General features: G+C 70.2%; 15 protein-coding genes. 10 read left to right on the top strand and 5 right to left on the bottom strand.

What is annotated here, in order from left to right:
* Positions 1-11 precede the first annotated feature (11 nt).
* The 4 genes from M4D53_RS13080 to M4D53_RS13065 all read left to right on the top strand — a co-directional run bounded on the left by M4D53_RS13080 (position 12) and on the right by M4D53_RS13065 (position 4,283).
* A complete protein-coding gene (locus tag M4D53_RS13080) occupies positions 12-1,439 on the top strand; it encodes a four-carbon acid sugar kinase family protein (protein ID WP_259954424.1) in 1,428 nt (475 codons plus the stop codon).
* Positions 1,436-2,326 carry an NAD(P)-dependent oxidoreductase gene (locus M4D53_RS13075; RefSeq protein WP_259954422.1) on the top strand — a complete coding sequence of 297 codons (891 nt, stop codon included), beginning with the start codon at positions 1,436-1,438 and terminating at the stop codon, positions 2,324-2,326. Before M4D53_RS13080 ends, M4D53_RS13075 begins: the two co-directional genes overlap by 4 nt.
* Before the next feature lie 39 nt (positions 2,327-2,365).
* Entirely contained in the window at positions 2,366-3,787 is a 1,422-nt protein-coding gene (locus M4D53_RS13070; RefSeq protein WP_187662225.1) for a GntP family transporter, read from the top strand.
* A 94-nt stretch (positions 3,788-3,881) separates the two neighbouring features.
* On the top strand, positions 3,882-4,283 hold the full coding sequence (locus M4D53_RS13065) for a VOC family protein (RefSeq protein WP_187662224.1): 402 nt from the start codon (positions 3,882-3,884) through the stop codon (positions 4,281-4,283).
* A gap of 83 nt (positions 4,284-4,366) precedes the next feature.
* Here M4D53_RS13065 and M4D53_RS13060 read toward each other — a convergent pair whose 3' ends face one another.
* Positions 4,367-5,596 carry a pyridoxal phosphate-dependent aminotransferase gene (locus tag M4D53_RS13060; RefSeq protein WP_259954421.1) on the bottom strand — a complete coding sequence of 410 codons (1,230 nt, stop codon included), beginning with the start codon at positions 5,594-5,596 and terminating at the stop codon, positions 4,367-4,369.
* 81 nt (positions 5,597-5,677) lie between these two features.
* Positions 5,678-6,772, bottom strand: coding sequence for an alanine dehydrogenase (ald, locus tag M4D53_RS13055; RefSeq protein WP_259954420.1), 1,095 nt, complete (start codon positions 6,770-6,772; stop codon positions 5,678-5,680).
* 106 nt (positions 6,773-6,878) lie between these two features.
* On the opposite strand from ald, the gene M4D53_RS13050 reads away from it, so the two are divergent.
* A complete protein-coding gene (locus M4D53_RS13050) occupies positions 6,879-7,397 on the top strand; it encodes an Lrp/AsnC family transcriptional regulator (RefSeq protein ID WP_187662221.1) in 519 nt (172 codons plus the stop codon).
* A gap of 16 nt (positions 7,398-7,413) precedes the next feature.
* Here M4D53_RS13050 and M4D53_RS13045 read toward each other — a convergent pair whose 3' ends face one another.
* The 3 genes from M4D53_RS13045 to aceA form a co-directional block, all read right to left on the bottom strand.
* Complete coding sequence (locus M4D53_RS13045) at positions 7,414-7,845, bottom strand: hypothetical protein (protein WP_259954419.1); 432 nt, start codon at positions 7,843-7,845, stop codon at positions 7,414-7,416.
* Positions 7,846-7,934: 89 nt separating this feature from the next.
* The gene (gene aceB / locus M4D53_RS13040; RefSeq protein ID WP_259954418.1) at positions 7,935-9,569 is read right to left on the bottom strand and encodes a malate synthase A; all 1,635 of its coding nucleotides are present in this window, start codon (positions 9,567-9,569) and stop codon (positions 7,935-7,937) included.
* A gap of 126 nt (positions 9,570-9,695) precedes the next feature.
* The gene (aceA, locus tag M4D53_RS13035) at positions 9,696-11,021 is read right to left on the bottom strand and encodes an isocitrate lyase (RefSeq protein ID WP_259954417.1); all 1,326 of its coding nucleotides are present in this window, start codon (positions 11,019-11,021) and stop codon (positions 9,696-9,698) included.
* Positions 11,022-11,266: 245 nt separating this feature from the next.
* On the opposite strand from aceA, the gene M4D53_RS13030 reads away from it, so the two are divergent.
* The 5 genes from M4D53_RS13030 (at position 11,267) to M4D53_RS13010 (ending at position 16,827) form a co-directional block, all read left to right on the top strand.
* Positions 11,267-12,712: a helix-turn-helix transcriptional regulator gene (locus M4D53_RS13030; RefSeq protein ID WP_259954416.1), complete on the top strand. Its 1,446-nt coding sequence runs from the start codon at positions 11,267-11,269 to the stop codon at positions 12,710-12,712.
* Positions 12,713-12,734: 22 nt separating this feature from the next.
* On the top strand, positions 12,735-13,862 hold the full coding sequence (locus M4D53_RS13025; RefSeq protein WP_259954415.1) for a DUF6226 family protein: 1,128 nt from the start codon (positions 12,735-12,737) through the stop codon (positions 13,860-13,862).
* Between the two features lie 223 nt (positions 13,863-14,085).
* Complete coding sequence (locus M4D53_RS13020; protein ID WP_259954413.1) at positions 14,086-15,189, top strand: ABC transporter substrate-binding protein; 1,104 nt, start codon at positions 14,086-14,088, stop codon at positions 15,187-15,189.
* The gene (locus M4D53_RS13015) at positions 15,189-15,986 is read left to right on the top strand and encodes an ABC transporter ATP-binding protein (protein ID WP_187662214.1); all 798 of its coding nucleotides are present in this window, start codon (positions 15,189-15,191) and stop codon (positions 15,984-15,986) included. Before M4D53_RS13020 ends, M4D53_RS13015 begins: the two co-directional genes overlap by 1 nt.
* On the top strand, positions 15,979-16,827 hold the full coding sequence (locus M4D53_RS13010; protein ID WP_259954411.1) for an ABC transporter permease: 849 nt from the start codon (positions 15,979-15,981) through the stop codon (positions 16,825-16,827). The genes M4D53_RS13015 and M4D53_RS13010 overlap by 8 nt, the downstream gene beginning before the upstream one ends.
* Positions 16,828-16,908 lie beyond the last annotated feature (81 nt).

Below are 16,908 nucleotides of genomic sequence, written 5' to 3'. Positions count from 1 at the left end.
AAGGAGTTCGTGTGCACATCGACGCCCTGCTGGCCCCCCTGCCTGCACCTGTCGCCGTCACCGCCGCCGACGTCCGTGCAGAGGTCGATCCCACGGATGTGCTGGTCGTCCTGGACGACGACCCCACCGGCACGCAGTCGGTCGCGAACCTCCCCGTCCTCACCCGGTGGGAGCGTGCCGACCTGGACGAGGCGCTCGCCACCGGCGCCGCCGCGGTATACGTGCTCACGAACACCCGGTCGCTCGACGAAGACGCCGCGGCCATCCGCAACCGCGAGATCGTCGACGTGGCTCTCGCCGCCGCCGAGGCCCAGGGGCGGCGCGTCACGTTCGTCTCGCGCGGCGACTCGACGCTGCGCGGGCACTTCCCGCTCGAGACCGACGTCCTCTCCGCGGAGATCGGCTCCCGCTCCGGTCGCGCCCCCGCGCTGACCCTGCTCGTCCCCGCCTTCCCCGACGCCGGCCGGATCACGGTCGACTCCGTGCACTACTGGGTGACCGACGGCGAGGCGACCCCGGTGGGCGAGACCCCCTTCGCGGCCGACGCGACCTTCGGCTACGCGTCCTCAGACCTGCGCGAATGGGTCGCCGAGAAGACGGGTGGCCGCATCCCGGCGTCCGCGGTCGCGGGCCTCGACATCCGCACCATCCGCGCGGGCGTGGACGCCGTGGCCGGCTTCCTCGCAACCCTGACCGACGGCACGGTCGTCGCGGTCGACGTGGTCGAGGAATCCGATATGCGCGTCGTCGCTCTGGCGCTGCACCGCCTGCGGGACCGCGACGTGCTCCTCCGGGTCGGCCCGCCCTACGTGCGCGCGCACATCGGGCAGGAGATCGCCGATCCGGTACGCGCGGAGGACATCCCCTTCGCGCACGACCGCGGCGGCCTCGTGGTCGTCGGCAGCCACGTGCCGCTCACCACCGCCCAGCTCGAGGCCCTCACGGCAGCTCGACCGAACACCCGCACGATCGAGCTCGACGTGCGCGCCCTCATCGGCCCCGAGCGCGAGACCCACCTCGAGACGCAGGCGCACGCGGTCGCCGACGCCCTCGCCACGGGTACCGTGATCGTGCACACCACCCGCGAACTCGTCACCGGCGCCGACGGTGACGAGAGCCTCGCGATCGCCCGCCGCATCTCCAGCGGAGTGGTCGACCTCGTGCGTCGAGTGCTCGCCATCGCGCCGCCCCGCTTCGTCATCGCGAAGGGCGGCATCACGTCGAGCGACGTCGCCAGTGAAGCGCTCGAGATCCGCCGGGCCACCGTGCTCGGCCCCATGCTGCCCGGCCTCGTGTCGCTGTGGCAGCCGGAGACCGGCCCCGCGGTCGGCATCCCGTACGTCGTGTTCGCCGGCAACGTCGGCGACGCGGACTCCCTCGTCACCGTCGTCGCCACTCTCGCAGGCGACGATGGAAACAACCCGGAAGGACACTCATGACATCCACCGTCGCTGTCATCGGACTCGGCGCCATGGGGCTGCCGATGGCCACCCGCCTCGCCGAGCGCTTCGCCGTGCGCGGCTTCGACATCGCCGCCGAACGCATCGCTCTCGCGGCGGAGGCGGGCGTGACGCCGGCATCGTCCGCAGCCGACGCCGTGGACGGTGCCGACGCGGTGCTCGTCGCCGTGCGCACCGGCGCGCAGCTCGACGCCCTGCTGTTCGGTGAGGACGGGCTCGCCCCGCACCTCGCCGAGGGTGCGGTCGTGATCCTCACCAGCACGGTGGGGACGGACGGCATCGACGCGATCGCCACCCAGCTCGCCGCGCACGGTGCGCAGCTCGTGGACGCCCCGCTCTCCGGTGGTCCGGTCCGGGCGGGGGAGGGCGACCTCCTCATCGTCGTCGGCGCCACCCCGAGCGCTCTGGAGACGGCGCGCCCAGTGCTCGACCAGCTCGCCTCCACGCTGTCCATCGTCGGCGACAAGCCCGGCGACGGCCAGGCGCTGAAGACCGTCAACCAGCTCCTCTGCGGCGTGCACATCGCCGCGGCCGCGGAAGCGCTCGCCCTCGCGGACGCCCTCGGCCTGGACCGCGCCCGCACACTCGACGCGCTGACCGCCGGGGCTGCCAACTCCTTCATGCTCGGCAACCGCGGCCCGCGCGCCCTGCAGGCGTACGACGAGGACGGCGCGGAGGTGCTCAGCCGCCTCGACATCTTCGTCAAGGACCTCGGCATCGTCGGCGACGCCGCGCGCCGTGCGCACCTGTCCACGCCGGTCGCCGCCGCGGCCGAGCAGCTGTTCCTCCTCGGCGAAGCGCAGGGCCTCGGCGCCCTGGACGACTCCGCCGTCATCCGCGTCGTCGCACCCGAACGACTGTCCTGAGCGCGACGTCGCGCCCTCACTGAAAGAAGAGATCCAGAGATGCTTCCTCTTCCGATCCTCATCCTGATCGGCCTGGCGGGCCTCGGCCTGCTGCTCCTGCTCATCATCCGGTTCAAGATGCAGGCGTTCTACGCCCTCATCCTCGTATCGATCATCGTCGGCATCGCGGCAGGCCTGCCGCTGACCACGATCCCCGCCGACGGCGACACCCCCGAGCAGCTCGGCGTCATCCAGGCGATCATCGCCGGTGTCGGCGGCACCCTCGGTTCGGTCGCGGTACTCGTCGCCCTCGGGTCGATGCTCGGCAAGATCATCGAGCTGTCCGGCGGTGCCGAGTCGCTCGCGGGGCGCTTCACCGGCTGGCTGGGCCCGAAGCGCGTCGGCATCGCGCTCGTCATCGCCGCCGGCATCCTGGCGATCCCGGTGTTCTTCGACGCCGGCTTCATCATCCTCATCCCCATCGTGTTCGCCTTCTCGAAGGTGGCCGGTCTCAACCCGATCAAGTTCGGTCTCCCGGTCGCCGGCATCATGCTCGCCGTGCACGTCGCGGTGCCACCGCACCCGGGCATCGTCGGTGGGTCCGCGATCCTCGGCGCCGACATCGGCTGGGTGACGATCTTCGCGCTCGCGATCTCTGTGCCGCTCGCGGTCCTGTCCTACCTCGTGGCGAAGTGGATCAACACCCGTGAGTTCGCGATGCTCGCCGCCACCAAGGAGATGTACGACAACTTCGGCACGGAGAAGTCGACGCTCACCGGCGGACTCGGCGAGGGCGAGAAGGCGCCGGGCGCCGGCACGGTCCTCGGCCTCATCCTCCTGCCGCTCGTGCTCATCATGCTCGGCACCGCCGTGGCGCCGCTGTTCGAGGCGGGCACGTTCTGGAACGGATTCCTCAGCATGGTCGGCCAGCCGATCTTCGCGCTCATGGTCGCGATCGCCGCCGCGATGTACCTGCTCGGCGTGCGCCGCGGCTGGTCGGCTGCGCACCTCGGCGAGGTCATGGAGTCGGCGCTGCCGGCCGCTGCGGTCATCATCCTCGTCACCGGTGCCGGTGGCGCCTTCGGCCGCGTCCTCACCGAGACCGGGATCGGCAGCGCGGTCGCCGAGGTGCTCGCCTCCAGCGGGATGCCCCTGCTGCTCGCGGCCTTCCTCATCTCGCTCATCATGCGTGCGGCTCAGGGGTCGGCCACCGTCGCGATCGCGACGACCGCGGGCCTCCTCCTGCCCTCGGTCTCCGCGATGGGACTCGACACTGTGCACACCGCGCTGCTCGCGGTCGCCATCGGCTACGGTGGCCTCGGCCTCAGCCACGTGAACGACTCCGGCTTCTGGGTGGTCACGCGGTACCTCGGTCTCTCGGTCAAGGACGGCCTGCGCACGTGGACGCCTCTGACGACGGTGCTCGGGGTCTCCGGATTCGTGCTGACCTGGGTGCTGTACGCGGTGATCCCGGTCTCCTGACCGCGCTCGCACGAACGGCCGTCACCTCCGGGTGGCGGCCGTCCGTCGTTCTCGGCAGGTGGTGACCGGAGCCGCCGCGGACTACGCTCGCGGGATGAGCGGACTGATCCCGTACCTGCTGTTCCCCGGCAACGCCGCCGAAGCACTCGGCCATTACCGCGATGTGTTCGGCGGTGAGCTCCAGCTGATGGACTACGCAAGCGCCGGCCGCCACGACGGCCCGGGCGACGCGGTCGCGCACGGACAGCTCGGCGGTCCGGTCGAACTCGCCGGAGCGGACGCGGGAGCCGATGACGACGCCGTCCAGATGAGCGGGATGTTCCTCTCGCTCCTCGGAACAGCCGACCCCGGAACGCTGACCCGCTGGTACGACGAGCTTTCCGGCGGCGGCCGCGTCATCGACCCGCTGCAGCAGCGCCCGTGGGGAGATGTCGACGGCACCCTCGTCGACCGCTACGGCATCCGCTGGCTGATCGGCTTCCACCCCGAAGACTGACCCGAGACCCCGGGTTCACGCCGAGACCCCCTCCTACCTGCGCAGGTACGAGGGGGTCTCGGCGGTAAAGCGGGGTCTCGGGGTCAGGAGGAAGAGGAGGAGAACAGGCGCTGGAGGCGCTGGACGCCCTCGAGGAGCTGGTCGTCGCCGAGCGCATACGACATGCGGATGTAGCCGGACGGACCGAACGCCTCTCCGGGGACGACGGCGACCTCGGCCTGGTCGAGGATGAGGTCGGCGAGCTCGAGGGACGTCGTCGGGGTCACGCCGCCCCAGGTGCGGCCGAGCAGGCCCTGCACATCGGGGTAGACGTAGAACGCGCCGAGCGGGTTCGGCACCACGAGCCCGTCGATCTTCGACAGCTCCGACACGATGAGCTGACGGCGGCGGTCGAAGGCCTCGCGCATCTTCTCGGCCTCGTCCTGCGGACCGTTGAGCGCCGCGATCGCCGCCTTCTGCGCGACGTTGTTGACGTTGCTCGTGAGGTGCGACTGCAGGTTGCCGGCGATCTTGATGGCGTCGGCAGGGCCCACCATCCAGCCCACGCGCCAGCCGGTCATGGCATAGGTCTTGGCCACGCCGTTGACGAGGATCGTCTGGTTCGCGGCCTCCGGCACGGCATCCACGATCGAGGTCGCCGTCACCGCGGTCCCTGAGCCCGTCGAAGGGTAGGTGAGGTTCTGGTAGATCTCGTCGCTGATGATCCAGATGCCGTGCTCCACGGCCCACTCGCCGATGGCCTTCGTCTCCTCGGCCGTGTACACGGAACCGGTGGGGTTCGACGGCGACACGAAGACGAGGACGGTGGTGCGGTCGGTCCGGGCGGCCTCGAGCTGCTCGACGGTGACCTTGTACTCCTGGTCGGCGCCCGCGAAGACCTCGACCGGGGTGCCGTCGGCGAGACGGATCGCCTCCGGGTAGGTCGTCCAGTACGGGGCCGGGAGCAGCACCTCGTCGCCCGGGTTCACGACCGCCTGGAACGCCTGGTACACCGACTGCTTGCCGCCGTTGGTGACGATGACCTGTGCGGGGGAGACCTCGAGTCCGGAGTCGCGGAGCGTCTTTGCGGCGATCGCCTCGCGCAGCGCCGGGAGGCCGGGAGCAGGGGTGTAGCGATAGCTCGCCGGGTCGGCCAGCGCCTCAGCCGCCGCGTCCACGATGAACTGGGGGGTGGCGAAGTCGGGCTCGCCCGCGGCATACGAGATGACGGGCTTGCCCTCGGCCTTGAGGGCCTTGGCCTTGGCGTCGACCTTGAGGGTCGCGGACTCGGCGATGGCGGACAGCTTGCGGGAGAGAGGAGCGCGTTCGGTCACGGTTACGAGCGTACTCGGGTCGATGCGGCGGATGAGGTGTGGGATGCCGCCAAGATCCGAGGTTCTTTCGGGTTCGACAGGTCAGTCGGTGGAGAGGCCGTGGGCCTGCGCGACGGCGTCCAGCGTGATGCGCCCGCCCTGCACGTTGAGCCCCTTCGCGAGGGCAGCGTCGTCGGAGGCCGCCCGCTCCCAGCCCTTGGCGGCGATGGCCGAGACGTAGGGGAGAGTGGCGTTCGTCAGCGCCCGGGTCGCGGTCGTCGGCACGGCTCCCGGCATGTTCGCGACGCAGTAGTAGATCGAGTCGTGCACCGCGAAGGTCGGGTCGTCGTGCGTGGTCGGACGGGAGCCCTCGAAGCACCCGCCCTGGTCGATCGCGATGTCGACGAGCACGGACCCCGGCTTCATGGCGGCGACCATGTCGTCGGTCACCAGCTTGGGGGCCGAGGCACCGGGGATGAGGACCGAGCCGATGACGAGATCCGCCGACGTCAGCTCCTCGGCGATGTCGTAGCGGCTCGATGCCCGGGTCTCCAGAGCGCCGCCGTAGCGGTGCTCGAGCTCGCGCAGCCGGGGGAGCGCCACGTCGACGACGGTGACCTTCGATCCGAGTCCGAGCGCGTTCGCGGCCGCGTGCTCTCCGGCGACGCCACCGCCGATGACCACGGTCTTGGCCCGGGGAGTGCCGGCGATGCCGCCCAGCAGCATGCCGCGGCCGCCCTGCGAGCGCAGCAGCGAGTGGGAGCCCATGATGACGGACAGGCGACCGGCGATCTCGCTCATCGGCACGAGCAGGGGCAGCGTGCGGTCGGGCAGCTGCACGGTCTCGTAGGCGACGGCCGTCGTCCCTGCGGCGACGAGGGCCTCGGTCAGCGGACGGTCCGCCGCGAGGTGGAGGTAGGTGAAGAGCGTGAGGTCGGGTCGGAGGAAGCCGTATTCCTCGGCGACGGGTTCCTTGACCTTGATGAGCAGGTCGGCCTCTCCCCAGGCGTCGGCGGCGGTGTCCACGATCTCCGCACCAGCCGCGCGGTACGCGTCGTCGTCGATGCTCGATCCGATGCCGGCACCCGACTGCACGAGCACGCGGTGTCCCTCCCGCACGAGCCGATCGGCGCCGGCCGGGGTGAGGGCGACGCGGTTCTCGTTGTTCTTGACTTCGGTCGGGACGCCGATCTTCATCGATCCTCCAGGTGTCGGGGCGCAGGGTGCAGACAAGGATCGCAGAAACGTCGCGAGATGGACAGAATCAGTGAAGAGTCTTCGGCGACGGGTCGAATCCTGAATAATGCTTCGTATGACCACCGCCTCCGCGTCGTCCGAGCCGAACAGCGTTCGGGCGCCCGCCCTCGACCCCATCGACGCGCGGATCGTGCAGCTCCTCACCGCCGACGGGAGGATGACGAACGCGGAGCTCGCCGGGCGACTGGGAGTCGCGCCGTCGACGGCGCACGCACGGCTGCGCGGGCTGATCGAGCGCGGGGTCATCACCGGCTTCCATGCGAGCGTCGACGAACGCGAGCTCGGCGCCGGACTCCAGGCGATCATCGGCGTCAGCCTGCGTCCGGCCGCCCGACGGGAGAGCATCGTCGAGTTCGCCGATCGGGTGCGCGCGCTGCCGCAGGTGATCCAGGTGTTCTTCCTCGGCGGTGACGACGACTTCCTCCTGCACATCGCCGTCGCCGACTCCTCGGAGATGCGCGAGTTCGTGCTCGAGCACCTGTCCGCGCAGAGCAGCGTGGCGTCGACCCGCACGAGCATCGTGTTCGATTACCACCGCAACTCGGTCGCCGCGTCGTTCCACTGAGTCGGCGGGCGGCGACTCAGGTCTCGAACGAGGAGGGGACTGCGCAGTAGTCGGCGAAACGCCGGGTGGGATGGGCCGGATCGGTCACGTCGACCAGGGCGTTCGCCGCGGTGTGCGGGGGCTCGTCCCCCGCGAGCTGCCAGAGGACGTAGTTCCACATCCCGCGCGTACTCGGAGCCACGATCGGGCCCGGGCCGGACACGAGGAGCACAGCTCCGCTGTCCGTGGCACGGAAGGGGCCCACCACGTCGGCGCGGAGGGCGGCTTCGTCCCCGTCAACGGTGTGCGCACGCTCGACGGTCTGGCCCGCCGTGGTCAGGGCTGTCGCGAGGTCGTCCGCGGCTGCGCGGGAGCGCTCGGCATCCGCACCGGCGACCGCGAGCAGTCGTCGTCCGCGCGGATAGAGGTGCAGGAACTCCTCGGCGATGCTGCTCCATACGTCGCTCATGGCTCCAGGCTACGCCCGGCAGGGAGCGGGCGGGCCGGGCACGACGCGGCGATGCCGCAGACCCCACGGCCTGCGGCATCCTCGCGTCGTCAGTCCTCGTCGACCAGGAACCGGCTGTAGGCGCCCAGGGTGAGGAAGGTGGGGAACTCCTCGCGGAGCGCGACCTCGCGGAAGATCTCGGCGGCGTCGTCGAAGCGGTCACGCTCGCGCCTGTCGACCTCGCTGAGCACGTCCGCGATCAGCCCCTCGACGTACTCGACCGTGATGGCCGTGCCGTCCTGCGTGGTGCGGTCCTGATGGATCCACTGCCACACCTGCGAGCGGCTGATCTCCGCGGTCGCGGCGTCCTCCATGAGGTTGTCGATGGCCACGGCGCCGAGTCCGCGCAGCCACGCCTCCAGGTAGCGGATGGCGACGGACACGTTGTCCCGCACGCCCTGCGCGGTGATCGGACGACCGATGTGCAGGTCGAGCAGGTCGCGCGCCTCCACGTGCACGTCGTCGCGCTGACGGTCGACCTGGTCCGGGCGGTCGCCGAGCACGGCGTCGAACTCGGCCTGAGCCGTCGGGATCAGGTCGGGGTGGGCGACCCAGGTGCCGTCGAAGCCGTCGCCGGCCTCGCGCTTCTTGTCAGCCGACACCTTCTCGACCGCGCGTGCCGTCACCTCGGGGTCGCGGCGGTTCGGGATGAACGCGCTCATGCCGCCGATCGCGAAGGCTCCGCGCTTGTGGCAGGTCTGCACGAGGAGCTCGGTGTACGCCCGCATGAAGGGCACCGTCATCGTGACCTCGCTGCGGTCGGGGAGCACGAAGCGGGCGCCGCGGCCGCGGTAGTTCTTGATGATGGAGAAGATGTAGTCCCAGCGTCCGGCGTTGAGGCCCGCGCAGTGGTCGCGCAGCTCGTACAGGATCTCATCCATCTCGAACGCGGCCGGCAGGGTCTCGATCAGCACGGTCGCGCGGATGGTGCCGTGCGGGATGCCGATGTACTCCTCGCTGAAGGAGAACACGTCGTCCCACAGCTTCGCCTCTTCGCTGGACTCGAGCTTGGCGATGTAGAAGTACGGTCCGCGGCCGGCCTCGATCAGCGCCTGCGCGTTGTGCAGGAAGTAGAGACCGAAGTCGACCAGGGAGCCGGATGCCGACGTGGGCCGGCCGGCGCGGTCGATGAAGGTGAGGTGCTTCTCCGGCAGATGCCAGCCACGGGGGCGCATCACGATCGTGGGCGTGCGCTCAGCGGTGACCCGGTACTCCTTGCCCTCGGGGGAGGTGAAGGAGAGCTCGCCGCGGATTGCGTCGCGGAGGGACAGCTGCCCCTCGATGACGTTCTTCCAGGTGGGGCTCGTGGCGTCCTCCTGATCGGCGAGCCACACCCGCGCACCGGAGTTCAGGGCGTTGACGGTCATCTTCGGATCGGTGGGCCCGGTGATCTCGACGCGGCGGTCCTCGAGTCCCGGTCCGGCGCCGGCGACCCGCCAGGTGGTGTCCTGGCGGATGTGCGCGGTGTCCTCTCGGAACTGCGGGTCGTGTCCGTTGCCGATCTCGAAGCGGCGACGCATCCGGTCGGCCAGCCGGTCGTGGCGGCGGGAGGCGAACCGGTGGTGGAGTTCGGTGAGGAAGGCGATCGCCTCCGGGGTCAGGATCTCGTCGTAGCGGTCGCGCATGGGCCCGGCGATCTCGATCGCGGGGCCCTGTCGGGTCGTCTGCATCGGTGCGGTGGTCATGATGGTGTCCTTTGCCTTATGCCGAGCCCCCGGGTTGTCGTCGAGACCCCGGGCTCCCGGCGTGTGCGGGGCGGGGTCTCGACGAGAACCTGGGGTCTCGGGGGAAGTGGGGGGAGAAAACGGGGGTCAGTGGAACTGGGCGGTCTCGGTGGAGCCGGCGAGGGCGAGGGTCGCGCTGTCGGGGTTGAGCGCGGTGGAGATGACGTCGAAGTAGCCGGTGCCCGCCTCGCGCTGGTGCTTGGTGGCGGTGTAGCCGTCGGCCTCGGCGGCGAACTCGGCCTCCTGCAGCTCGACGTAGGCGCTCATGGCGCGCTCGGCATAACCGCGGGCGAGGTAGAACATGGAGTGGTTCAGGGCGTGGAACCCGGCCAGGGTGATGAACTGGAACTTGTAGCCCAGGTCTGCCAGCTCCTGCTGGAACGTCGCGATCTCGGCGTCCGACAGGTGGCGCTTCCAGTTGAAGCTCGGGGAGCAGTTGTAGGCCAGGAGCTTACCGGGGAACTGCGCGTGGATTGCCGTGGCGAACTCCCGGGCCAGCTCGATGTCCGGCTCTCCGGTCTCGACCCAGAGCAGGTCGGCGTACGGGGCGAAGGCGAGGCCGCGGCTGATGACCGACTCGATGCCGGGGCGAACCCGGTAGAAGCCCTCGGACGTGCGCTCGCCGGTGGTGAACTCCCGGTCGCGTTCGTCGACGTCGCTCGTGAGCAGATCGGCGGCGAGGGCGTCGGTGCGGGCGATGATGACGGTCGGAACACCGGCGACGTCCGCCGCGAGACGGGCCGCGTTGAGAGTGCGGATGTGCTGCTGCGTGGGCACGAGCACCTTGCCGCCGAGGTGGCCGCACTTCTTCTCGCTCGCGAGCTGGTCCTCCCAGTGGATGCCGGCGGCACCGGACTGGATGAGCGACTGCGCGAGTTCGTACGCGTTCAGCGGTCCGCCGAAGCCGGCCTCGGCGTCGGCGACGATCGGCGCGAGCCAGTCCTGCGTGATCTCACCCTCGGCGTGCTCGAGCTGGTCCTGCCGGAGCAGGGCGTTGTTGATGCGACGCACGACCGCCGGGACCGAGTTCGCCGGATAGAGCGACTGGTCGGGGTAGGTCTGTCCGGCGAGGTTGCCGTCGGCGGCGACCTGCCATCCGGAGAGGTAGATGGCCTTCAGGCCGGCGCGCACCTGCTGCACGGCTTGGCCGCCGGTGTAGGCGCCGAGCGCCCGGATGTAGTCCTCCGTGTGCAGGAGGTTCCAGAGGTTCTCCGCACCGCGGTGGGCGAGGGTGGCGTCCTCGCGGACCGAGCCGCGGATGCGGACGACGTCTTCGGCGGAGTACGTGCGCTCGACACCGTCCCAGCGCGGGTCGGTGTCCCAGATCTCCTGGAGCTCCGCCGCCGTCTGGACCTGATCGCCGGCGCGCAGGCCGGCGGGGCGCGGGGTGGGGGTCGCTGCGGTGTTCGTCATGGTGTCTCCTCGGATGGGAATCGGCGTCGGTGCCGATGGCGTGCCTCCACTGTGTGTGAAGTTCTGTGCCTCTCCGGTGCCGAATCGAGGAGAAGTTTGCCTGAATTTCTGTTTTCGTGACAGACTCGGCCCGCACGCACCGCTCACGCGGCCTCGCGGGATCAGGAAAGACCCCGGCGCGGCCTCGCGCGGAGCTTCTCCCGTCCCGCACCGACGCGGACGGCGGTGGGCTGAGAGGAGCCGACATGGACGACACCACGGAAGAGACCGACGCCCTCACTGTCGGGCGGCGCATCCGCCAGCTGCGCACCGCGCGGGGCCTGACGCTCGAAGAGCTCGCGGCCGCGGTCGAGCGGGCGCCGAGCCAGATGTCGATGATCGAGACGGGCAAGCGCGAGCCCAAGCTCACGCAACTCCAGGCGATCGCCCGCGCGCTCGGGGTGACCATCGACGCGCTGCTCACGGGGGAGCCGCTTGACGAGCGCAGCGCGATCGAGATCGCCCTGGAGCGCGCGATGAAGGGGCAGACGTTCCAGGCGCTGGGCATCGCGCCGTTCCGCATCGCCAAGAGTGTGCCGACGGAGGCGCTGAAGGCGCTGCTGGCGCTGCAGGGGGAGATCGACCGACTCAAGGACGAGCGCGCCGCGACCCCGGAGGAGGCCCGGCGCGCCAACGTCGAACTGCGGCATCTGATGCGCCGGCAGGACAACCACTTCGCCGAGCTGGAGGCGAAGGCGGCCGAGATCCTCGCGGCCGTCGGCCATCCCGGGGGACCGCTGACCCAGCGCACCGCCTCGGAGATCGCGGCCCATCTCGGCTTCACCCTCCACTACGCTCCCGACCTGCCGCAGACGACCCGCAGCGTCGCCGACCTCGCCAACGGCCGGCTGTACCTGTCGAGCAGCGTCCCGGCGAAGGGAGACGCACGCACCGCGGTGCTGCAGGCGCTGTCGAGCCGCATCCTGGGGCACTCCGAGCCGCGCAGTTACGCCGAGTTCCTCCGGCAGCGGGTGGAGACGAACTACCTCACCGGTGCCCTGCTCATCCCGGAGGCGCACGTCGTCCCCGCTTTGCAGGATGCCAAGCAGCGGAGGGCGATCTCCATCGAAGACCTCCGTGACGCATACTCGGTGTCGTATGAGACGGCGGCGCACCGGTTCACGAACCTCGCGACGCGGCACCTCGACATCCCCGTGCACTTCCTCAAGGTGCATGAGTCGGGCACCATCACCAAGGCGTACGAGAACGACGACGTGAACTTCCCGACCGACCGGCTCGGCGCCATCGAGGGGCAGATGTGCTGCCGCCGGTGGACCTCCCGGGTGGTGTTCGACGAGGACGACCGCTTCAACCCCTACTACCAGTACACCGACACCGGGAACGGCACCTACTGGTGCACCGCCCGTGTGGAGGCATCGAGCGAGGGTCTGCACTCGGTGAGCGTCGGGGTGCGGTTCGATGACACGAAGTGGTTCGTCGGCCGGGACACCCCGCACCGCGGTGTGTCGAAGCACTCGGTCGAGGTGTGCTGCCGTCGGGCTCCCGCCGAGCTGGAGGAGCGGTGGCGCGAGAACTCCTGGCCCAACGTGAAGACCCCGCGCACGCTGCTGGCGACGCTGCCCACCGGTGCCTTCCCCGGCGTGGACACCACCGATGTGTACGAGTTCCTGGAGTCCCACGCGCCCCGGTGATCCCGCTCGGTACGCTCGGTCGATGAGCAGTGCCGTCTTCCCCGGCCCCTTCGGCCCGATGCCCGAGGCGGGTGCCGCCGCGATCCTGTGGATGCCATCGCCGGCGGAGGCCCCGCGGCCGGTCCGCTTCGTCGACGGTTTCGAGCCGTTCGCCGACTTCCTGCGGGGCCTCGGGATCGACCCCGCGCTGCTGGCCGACGACCTCGCGGCGACGTGGGATGTGGTGGCAGCGCGTCCGGAGATCCTCGACCGCCCGGACCTCGCGGCGGCCGCCGCGCGCTTCGTCGGCAACGTCATCGCGGTCGTGCACCCGGCCGCGACCTGGCGGATGACGAGCGAGCCGGAGATCGGGACGAACACCCTCTCCATCCCGGTCGCGGGTCTCGTGCAGGGGATGGTGCAGCAGCCCGACCAGCGGGATGCGTTCCTGCAGATGCTCGCGTCGTGGGAGCAGGACGACATCGATGACGAGGAGATGAGAGCGCTGTCCGCGGAGGATTCCGCTCCCGCGGTCGTCGTCGTCCCGGCGCGCGCGTATGTCCGGCCCGCTCTCCCGCCCCTGACCTTCCACGACGACCGCGGCGAGGTCATCCGTTACGGACGCCGCTGGCCCGATGGCATCGCGCCGGAGGAGTCGTACTCTCGGGAGAGCCACCCGGAGCGCTTCGCACCGCTGCTTCTCGTGGTCGACGCGCTCGTCGAGCACCTCTCCCGCGAGTACGAGGTCGAGGCGCGGCGAGAGTCGGGGGAGGACGGGACGGAGCGCGTCGTGCTCGAACCGGCGCGCGGTGCGCGAGTCGTCATCACGCCGACCGTTCCCTCCGTCAGCGTCGAGGCGGGCGCCCACTTCCACGCGATCGTGCCGTCGTGCATCTGCGATGCCTGCGACGAGACCGCCGAGACGGCGGCGGACGAGCTGGAGCGGATCCTGCTGTCGGTCGCCGCCGGTGGCTTCCGGGAGAAGTATCCCGTCGGCCGCCGCGCGTGGCTGTACACCGAGATCCGGTCGCCGGACGGCGACCGGCGGGAGAGCAGCTCAGGCCCCGCTCCGGAGATGCCCGCGGAGGCGCGAGAGCGCACGGCCGCCCTGCTTCGCGGGCTCGACGACGGCTGGTGGCCCGCCTGGCCGCTCCGCTCGACCCCGGTCTGAATCCGCCCGTCCCGTCCCGTTCCGTCCTGGACACTGTTCCTTCTCGTTCTCTCCCCGGGCCACGGATGCACGACCGTGTTGCGCGCGCACGAGCCGAGGCCCGGGGGAGTCGTGCATCCGTCACCGGATCGTGCGGATGGAGTTAGTTTGATCTTGCTTAGTCAAGATTGACTATGTTACTTTCATCGAGCCATCAATGACGAACGGCCGAGAAGGGACCCTCATGGCTACTTCCTCTGCGGAAACCCGATTCCGCACCACTGCCACCCTGACGTGCGTTCTCGCCGCCACGCTGACGCTCGGAGCATGCTCCTCGCCGGCGCCCGGCGGCGATACCGCCCCCACGAGCGCGGGCGGCAGCGACGCCTGCCAGCGCAACCAGGATGCCGGCACCATCACCTACATCTCCGGCTACGGCTACTCCGCCAGCGCCGGGCAGCTCGACGTGTTCCTGGCGAAGGAGCTGGGCTACTTCGACGACCTCTGCCTCGACGTGGAGATCAACGCGTCCGGTGCGAACGGGCAGCAGCTCGTCGCCTCTGGGCAGGCGCAGTTCACCGCTCTCGGCTCCGCCTCCGATGTGATGCTCGCCGCGGCGAACAGCAAGAACCTCACCGCGGTAGCGACCTACGGCACGACCCCGCCGTTCTCGATCTTCGGCAACGAGAAGCTCACCGATCTCACCGACCTCGAAGGCGGCTCGCTGGGGTACTTCATCAACCTCACGCCCATCGCCTCGGCCATGCTCGATGAGGCCGGGGTCGACGTCTCGAAGGTCGAGATGGTGAAGATGACCAACTACGACCCGACCGTCGTGGTGCGCGAGCAGGTCGACGCGATCGTCGGCTACGCCTCCAACCAGCCGCAGACCCTCAAGGCACAGGACCTCCCGTTCAGCGAGTTCCTGCCCTCCGACCTGGGCGTCGAGGGCACGTACAACGTCATGGAGGTGAACTCGCGCTTCCTCGACGAGCACCGTGAGGTCGCCGCCGACTTCATGCGCGCGAGCCTCAAGGCCCTGCAGTTCTGCCTCGACGAGGCGGACGAATGCATCGACATGCTGGCGGCCCTCGCGGAGGAGAACGGCCAGGGTGCGGCGTTCCCGCGCGATCAGCTCGCCCGTACGTGGGAGGTCGAGTCGGCCTGGGTGCGCGAGAGCGCGGGCGGCAACCCCGGCGTGCAGACCGAGGACATGTGGCAGCCCGAGTACGAGATCGTGCAGGAGTACGGCGACGTCAAGGACCTCCCCGCCATCGCCGACATGATGGACCCGGATCTCGTGGCCGACCTGTACGACGGCGACACCCTCGTCTGGGCGGAGAAGTGATGACCGCGGCACACGGCGCGGGCGTCGAGGTCAGGAACGTCTCGAAGTCCTTCGGTGTCGACGGAGCCCAGGTGACGGTGCTCGACGATGTGAGCCTCACGATCGGCATGGGCGAGTTCGTGTCGGTCATCGGTCCCAGCGGATGCGGCAAGTCCACGCTGCTCAAGGTGGTCGCCGGACTCCTCGACGCCGACTCCGGCACCGTCACGATCGACGGCGAGAGCGTCACGGCGGCCTCCCGCGACAAGAAGATCGGTCTCGTCCCGCAGTCCCCGGCGCTCCTGCCGTGGAAGACGGTGCGCGAGAACGTCGAGCTCCCCGTGCGGATCAACCGCGGGGCCAACGGCGACCGCGCCCTCCGCGACCCCGCCGAGCTGCTGTCGACCTTCGGGCTCGGCCATGCGCTGAAGAAGTACCCGGGGCAGCTCTCCGGCGGTATGCAGCAGCGCGCCGCCATCGCCAGGGCCTTCGTGTTCGACCCGGCGATCATGCTGATGGACGAGCCGTTCTCCGCCCTCGACGAGATGAACCGCGACCTGCAGCGCATCGCCCTGCTGGACTTCTGGCAGTCGAACCGCAAGGCCGTGATGTTCGTCACGCACTCGGTGCCGGAGGCGATCATGCTCTCCGACCGGATCGTGGTGATGGCGGCCCACCCTGGCCGCATCGCCGAGGTGATCGATGTGAACCTTCCGCGGCCCCGGACCGAGGAGGCGTATGCGACGGACGAGTTCCGCGACCTGGAGGCAGTCGTGCGCGGTGCGCTGCGCGCGCAGACGGAGAAGGCCCATGTCTGAGCTGACGATGAGAGACACCACCGCCACCCTCGCCACGGCGCGGCTGAAGGCGCAGCCCCGCCGCGGCATCCCCGGCTGGCTCCGCTGGGGCTCGTGGGGACCGACCCTGATCACGTTCGTGATCGCGGCTCTGCTCTGGCAGATCGTGGCGTGGACCAACCCGTACGTCCTGCCGACGCTGGAGGCCATCGGCGCCAGCCTCGTCGAGGACGCGGGCATGTACTGGTCGAACTTCCTCGTGACGCTGCTGGAGGTCGTCGTCGGGGCCTCCGCCGGCATACTGGCGGGCTTCCTGCTGGCCGTCGTGATGGCCGAGTTCCAGATCATCGAGCGGGCCGTCATGCCGCTGGTCATCATCGTGATGGTGACGCCGATCGTCGCGATCGCCCCGGCGCTGGTCGTCGCCTTCGGGTTCGGCATGGTGCCGAAGTTCATCGTCACCGGCCTCGTGGTGTTCTTCCCGATGCTCGTGAACTCGCTCGCCGGCCTCCGCGACGTGGACCAGAAGGCGTTCGACGTGTTCACGACGCTGCACGCCTCGCGGTGGGAGATCTTCCGCGAGCTGCGGTTCCCCGGCAGCATGCCGTACGTGTTCGCCGGTCTGCGGATCGCACTGCCCCTCGCCGTCGTCGGCGCCGCCGTGGCCGAGTTCGTGGCGGCCGGTCAGCAGGCCGGTCTCGGCTCCCTCGTCACCACCTCGGCGGCACAGGCGAACCTGCCCGTGACCTGGGCGAGCATCGCTCTGCTCTGCCTGCTCGGGGTGCTCCTCTTCGTGCTCCTCGCGGTCGTGCGCCGGCGCGTCCTGTGGTGGAGCGACGGCGAGGTCACCGCGAAGGGCTGACCGCACGACCCCCGGTCCCCGGGGGGGGGGCCCCCCCCCCCCCCCCCGCCCCCGGGGGGGGGGGGGGCGGCGCCCCCCCCC

It is taken from the genome of Microbacterium meiriae (assembly GCF_025143875.1).
Classification (GTDB): domain Bacteria; phylum Actinomycetota; class Actinomycetes; order Actinomycetales; family Microbacteriaceae; genus Microbacterium; species Microbacterium meiriae.
This window is presented reverse-complemented; position numbering and strand designations above follow the sequence as displayed.